The sequence below is a fragment of the Oceanobacillus sp. FSL K6-0118 genome, from assembly GCF_038006665.1.
GTDB lineage: Bacteria > Bacillota > Bacilli > Bacillales > Amphibacillaceae > Oceanobacillus > Oceanobacillus caeni.
In genome coordinates this window covers 21,555-27,554 of sequence record NZ_JBBOVR010000004.1, presented here as the reverse complement: position 1 = coordinate 27,554, position 6,000 = coordinate 21,555, and the positions used below count along the sequence as shown (strand labels likewise).

5 protein-coding genes and 1 tRNA gene are annotated in these 6,000 nt (G+C 34.1%); 3 read left to right on the top strand and 3 right to left on the bottom strand.

Going from position 1 to position 6,000, the window contains the following annotated elements; genetic code table 11:
* Positions 1–62 precede the first annotated feature (62 nt).
* The gene (gene istB / locus MHI02_RS18230; protein WP_047186308.1) at positions 63–785 is read right to left on the bottom strand and encodes an IS21-like element helper ATPase IstB; all 723 of its coding nucleotides are present in this window, start codon (positions 783–785) and stop codon (positions 63–65) included.
* A complete protein-coding gene (gene istA, locus MHI02_RS18225) occupies positions 785–2,302 on the bottom strand; it encodes an IS21 family transposase (protein ID WP_047186307.1) in 1,518 nt (505 codons plus the stop codon). The genes istB and istA overlap by 1 nt, the downstream gene beginning before the upstream one ends.
* A gap of 326 nt (positions 2,303–2,628) precedes the next feature.
* On the opposite strand from istA, the gene MHI02_RS18220 reads away from it, so the two are divergent.
* Complete coding sequence (locus MHI02_RS18220) at positions 2,629–3,234, top strand: hypothetical protein (RefSeq protein WP_052771785.1); 606 nt, start codon at positions 2,629–2,631, stop codon at positions 3,232–3,234.
* Positions 3,235–3,754: 520 nt separating this feature from the next.
* On the opposite strand, the gene MHI02_RS18215 is transcribed toward MHI02_RS18220, so the two are convergent.
* Positions 3,755–3,955, bottom strand: a complete 201-nt coding sequence (locus tag MHI02_RS18215) for a helix-turn-helix transcriptional regulator (protein ID WP_047186336.1) — start codon at positions 3,953–3,955, stop codon at positions 3,755–3,757.
* 1,030 nt (positions 3,956–4,985) lie between these two features.
* Here MHI02_RS18215 and MHI02_RS18210 point away from each other — a divergent pair.
* Both MHI02_RS18210 and MHI02_RS18205 read left to right on the top strand, forming a co-directional pair.
* Positions 4,986–5,058 (top strand) — tRNA-Cys (locus MHI02_RS18210).
* 140 nt (positions 5,059–5,198) lie between these two features.
* The gene (locus MHI02_RS18205) at positions 5,199–5,795 is read left to right on the top strand and encodes a sigma-70 family RNA polymerase sigma factor (protein ID WP_047186335.1); all 597 of its coding nucleotides are present in this window, start codon (positions 5,199–5,201) and stop codon (positions 5,793–5,795) included.
* Positions 5,796–6,000 lie beyond the last annotated feature (205 nt).

The following is a 6,000-nucleotide window of genomic DNA, read 5'->3' as shown; positions in this document are numbered from 1 at the left end:
TGTATTTGGCAAGTGTAAAATGTATGAAACGGCAGCCCTTTTTGTAAACCACTTGCCAACCTCTAATTTTTCATCATCATAGACTCTTTCATTCGTTTACTTTCACCCCCAAACAGAATGAGGTGGGAGTGGTGGATTAGGCGATCCACTACGGCTTCCGTTAGAATTGGATCGCCAAAGACATGGTTCCACTGTCCGAATTGAAGATTGGTAGTAATGATAATGCTCCGTTTTTCATAACACATAGATATCACTTGAAACAGTAGTTCTGCACCTTGCTTATGCAATGGAATATAGCCTAGCTCATCTAATATTAATAGATCAAGCTTATCTATTCTGTTAAACAGCCTGGTCAACGTACCTTTTTCATTCGCTTCCAACAGCTCATTTGCCAATGAAGCAACGGTATAGAACTTCACTCGCTTGCCATACTTCTGTATGGCATTGATTCCTATGAGCGTAGAGAGGTAGGTTTTACCTGCACCTACTCCACCATAAAAAATCATATTTTCCTTTGCCTCGATAAATTCTCCTTCTAATACCCATTCTTGACTTAACCCTTGACCCAATTGAATATCTGTCCAATCAAAAGGATTGCCAGACACGTTCGGCAGCGTTGCCGTTTTGAATAATAGGTTTATCTTACGCTCCTCACGCTGTTCCACTTCCTTTTCAAAAAGTGTTAATAAGTATTGTTGAGGATCTTCTATGTTCACCGTATGGAAATTCTCACGAATCCAGCTGAGTTTTAATCGCTTTGCGTACTCCTGAATCATTTCATGCATTATGCCTGCCTCCTTTCAGAGGAAAAGAAGACATCATATTTCTTAATCCCTCGCTCAGCGACTGGCATGACTGGGATGCTAGGCTTCATCTCCAACGTATCGCGATAACCTCGCCCGTGAATAAGTTGATGGAAAACCTGTTTGATTGATTCGGAAGATGGATGGCTCCTTTTAGAAGCTATCTCCAACGCTTCTGTTGCCTTTTCTAAACTATGTTCTTTCAGTAATGTTGATAATAGTTTGAGAGCTTCTTTCTTCTCCTCAACGGTGCATTCATTCAAATAGCTTCGCCAGCGTTCCGGTAATTGGCCATAGAACGTCGTATATTTCAAAGCTGTTGGCCTTGTGGCCATAAGAGATAGGTAGGGTTGCCATACCATTGATTTTGATGCATTTCCGTAGATTCGGTTATGTCTTACAATTTTTTCGTATCTATCCGAAAGGATAGTAACTTGATCATATGTGATTGCCACCAAGACTTTTTGTTTTGCGTAACGTGGGGAAGTGGAGTATTTTTTTGTATCCACTTGGACAAACCCATATTTATCAGCTTTCAAAGTTTCATAGCGTACACAACTATACTCCTTGGCCGGTAAGTGTAAAAATGCATGCTTATCTTCTTCGAATAATTTACTGATTTCTTCCTTTTTCTCATAATGTTGGCGATGACGATCTTTTTCAGCTTCTCCCCACAACTTGGTATTGAATTCGTCTAATTGAAATACTCTTCGTTCTGGTAAAAAGAAATTATTACGAACATACTTAACCATTGCTTCCACATGACCTTTTTCATTCCCTGAACCTGGATTACAAAATTCATATTCGAAACCGTAGTGTAAGACAAACCTTTCAAATCCCTCCGTCAGTTCACGTCTTCCATGAGGAAGAATCTTTTTCACCGCAGGTGATAAGTTATCAAAACGAACTCTTCTAGGTACACCCCCAAGGTGATGAAAGAATCGTTTCATGCCTTCCAAGAAACAGTCTTGATTCTGGGACTCAAACACCTGAACCAGAAATGCATTACTGTACGGGAAAGACATAACCAGATACGGAAGTTCTATGACTTCTCCCTCTACCTTAAACGGTGCCTCCCCAAAGTCTACCTGGGCATCCCCTGGACTTGCTTCTAACGGAAGAGCTGCCTCATCGTTTGCTTCCATCTCTTCAAGTAATTCTATTTTCCGCTTAGAGACATATGCTCTCACCGTTCGGTCTGAACCTTTAAATCCACACTCTTCCTTTAATAACTCCCAAATACGCTTCGCAGTTCTCCGATATTTCTTTTTCTTCTTCAAATCTTCCCTCAACCACTGATCCACAATCTCTTTCACCGGATCCATAACCGGAGAGGGTTGATGTTTCCTTCCTTTCAATTCAGGTTGGAATTCATCTAGATCCGCATATTTCTGTACGGTTCTTGGGTCTCTATTTGTTCTTCTCGCAACCTCTGCATATGTATGCCCTTTTCCGTTCACTTGTTGTCTGATATAATTAATTTCAGTCACTTCTAACACTCCTAATCTACCTCCTGCCAGAATAATGGGTCCAACAGGAAGTGTAGTTAATTATTGAGTTGTTAGCAAGTGGCTTTTTCTTTTATGCATAGCCCTATAGGCCATGCATAAAAGAAGTGCCATAACCTACATTTTTAGTTTGCCATAAACATAATTTTGGAAAACCGTTTAAAAAACATTAAGAAAATCAAGGAAAATAATGTCGATAATTGTCAATAATTGGTGAAATTTTCCAATATATGCAATATATGTATTACCTTTTGTGTGATAGAATTATAAACGTAGTTTAATTAATATTAATAGATTTAAAGAAGGGGGATTATTTTATGGTAGAAAAAATGTCTGAGAGCAAATTTAAGATTTTGGTAGTTTCCTTAGTTTCTTTTCTGTTAATTTCAACTATACTACCTTCTTATGCATTTGCTCAAACATCCGATGATGTAGAGGGTGCTGAATTAGCTAAACTTGAACAGGATCTTGAATTTCTATTCGAGGAAGCAACAACAGAAGAGGGAGACAAATATGTACTAGATGAAGAGAAAGCCAAGGATTATTTTGGCGAGGAGAATCTTCCAGAGATTAAAATTCTTATTAAACTAATTAATGAAGAAGAAGTTACTGAAGAAGAGTTTTTGAATGCAGGTATTGTTCCTAAACATGAAAGTTATGAGGAAGCAAAGGCAGAGGTAAGGGATCAAAACGATAATCTAGTTAGTAATTATTCGTGGTTGGGATGTATGAAAACTAAAATTATTGCCGGAACTGGTCTTGGTTTTTTTGGTAAAGGTATAGATAAACTAATAGAGGATAAAAATTGGAAAAAACTATCTAAAGAAATAATTAAAATTGTAGGTAAAAATGCTGTAAGAGGTGGAGCTGTAGGTCTTGCAGCGAGTTTAGCTGTATGGAGTACAATGTGTATCGGTAAATAAAATAGCAAGTTATAGGGACAAATCAGTTTTTCTGATTTGTCCTTTTATAATAATGATTAATCTAAGAGATTTTTATTTTTTTGATATGATTTTTTCAAGGATATATAACTCATAAAAAACGAAAAAATTGCTATTAAACAAAGAAGTAATATATATGCAAACCAAGATGATTGTGATTTAGGAATTTCAACAAATATTAAATACAATAAACCGAAGATTATAGTGAATCTAATTGTTTGGAATATAATTTTCCTTTTTTCTGTTTTAAATTCCTTTTTCGTATATATATTTGTAAATTCTATTCCGGATAATACGTATCTTGAAAATACATAAATACCACAAATGGCGAATGAGAGTATTACTACCATTTCAAAATCTAAATTTATATTCAGCAAATTGTTAAACAATAGCGAAAAAAATAAAAATATTAACAAGACAAATAATGATTCAGAAAAAAAATGTAAGATATTTTGTTTTTTGTACTCATCATCAGGTAATAAAAAGGTTAACCACGATTTTATCATAAGTCATCTTCCTCCCAAAAAAGTTCATCTAATGTTTTTTCTAATGCTTTTGCTATTTTTATACATAACTGAAGCGTTGGATTAAAATCCCCCTTTTCTATTAATCCTATTGTTTGACGGGTAACTTTTACTTTGTCAGCTAATTGTTGTTGTGTCAGCGATTTTTCTACACGTGCCAACTTAACACGGTTTTTCATTTCCATCACCTTTTCATTTAATTATATATAATTGTAACATATACATTACTAAATGCAAACTATATTTGCCATAAAGTGTTATAAAAGCCTTTTGAATATTGGCTTTTTAGTTTCTTTAACAGACTAACTCTTCAATAAAGGACCTTCCAGAATAATAGGGAGGGTCTTTTGTAAGCACACTGTCTTTCAAACAAGACTTCTCCAATTCGGCGGTATAATTTGATTAGAAATTGCATTTGCCCTCATTCCATCATATCTTAAATCATCACGTAAAACATGACAGGTAATGCAGAGAGTACATTGGTTTGTTCCTCGTTTTCCACTGAAATATGGTCTATATGACATTTAACGCTAATGAGGTACTGCAACGCACATATTTTTTCCTATCCTTAACTATATCCCTTTTCTAGTGATGTCCCAGATCTATTTAAGTTGCTTTTTAGGCATTCTATCTAAACTCTTTATATGGAATTATTAACAGCATTTCAAATCGATCAAATTCAACGTCAGGTCCATCAGCCAAGCCAACTAATGCTCCCACATCTTATAGTACTGTTTTAATTTGATGACTTGAAACCATGGTATTATCCCAAATGATTTCAAATTCTGTTTCCCACCCTTACTGTCCGTAAGGGGACAGTAATTTTAAAATAAGATAATGTATTAAAAGAAGGATGGGAAACAAAGCGATTATAGAAGGAGCACTAAATCAAGTTGCTATGGAAGTCGTATAAATAAACCGGAAAATCAATCTTTATCAGATGTTTTCAATGAGAAAGACATTAATGTTGCTGAATAATAGCATTGTTGGAGGAAAATTAATTTGTGATAAAAGATTAACGAGAGATAGTCAAAAGGAAAAGTTAAACTCGGTATTAATTTTTACTAAGATTCTAACTATGGTTTGAATCGCCATTTATAACGGCTCATTTCAAAAAGGATTCACAATCTTATTAAAGAACTTATTGAAAATAATTTTTATATTTTAATCAGATTATTCTCTTTACCTAGTATAGTAACTATATTTTGTGGTGGTATAGCCAAGACGGAAAGGCGAAGGTCTGCAAAACCTTGATGCATCGGTTCGAACCCGATTACCACCTTAGGGGAAAAAACTCTTATTCGAAACAAAGAATAAGAGTTTTTTCTATGGGATAAAAAGTTAAAAAATGATAGAATGGGAACAAACGTTCTTTTTATAAAAATAACATTTGCTTCTCTTTATTTTATAGGGGGTATTTTCATGGAAAAATTGAACATTGTAAAAAAGTGTAAATCTCAAATGAATCAACCTATTATTAAAAATTTTTTAAAAGATGAAAACAACTATGCACTCTTTAACAAAGCTCTCCAAGAGCCGTCAGATACCGAAAATATTGAAAAACTAGATGTTGCATTCCAGAAATACTATAAATCCATAAAAATCTTAGGTTATATCTCCAAATTAATTTATTTTTACTCTATTGACTTTGACAAAAGAAAGAATAATTACAAAAACAAGGAGGTTTTCATCAAGGACAAAGATTCTAGTTTTGATAAAAACTTTGATGATCAATCGTTGCAGGACGTGTATTTTTCTTCAAAGAAGGACCTAACATTTGAGGGTTTTCAAAATTATCAAAGCTTCTTGGACCAAATAGAGGATGAAAAATTGTATCAAAATATTAAATCATTAAAGCCAATGCAGCTGAGGATTATAGAACTAATTTATGTACAAGGACTAAGTAATAAAGAAGTCGCTGCTGTATTAAGCGAATCTGAACAGACCGTTTCTTATAACCATAGAGCTGCATTGAAAAAATTAAAAAATAACTTAAAGGAGATGGTTAACTATGGATAATTTGAGCTTATTGTCAGCTGTTGAGGAAGGTAATTTATTACAAGTTATTTCATTTTTTGAACCCTCTATCAAAAAAACCTACGAAATACACCTTATCAGGAAAGAAATGATTTAGAGCAAGAAATAGCAATGAAAATTTGGGAAAAAATTAAAAAGCTTCAATCACTGGAAGTTCCTACTTTTTTTGAATTTATTGATTGTGAAA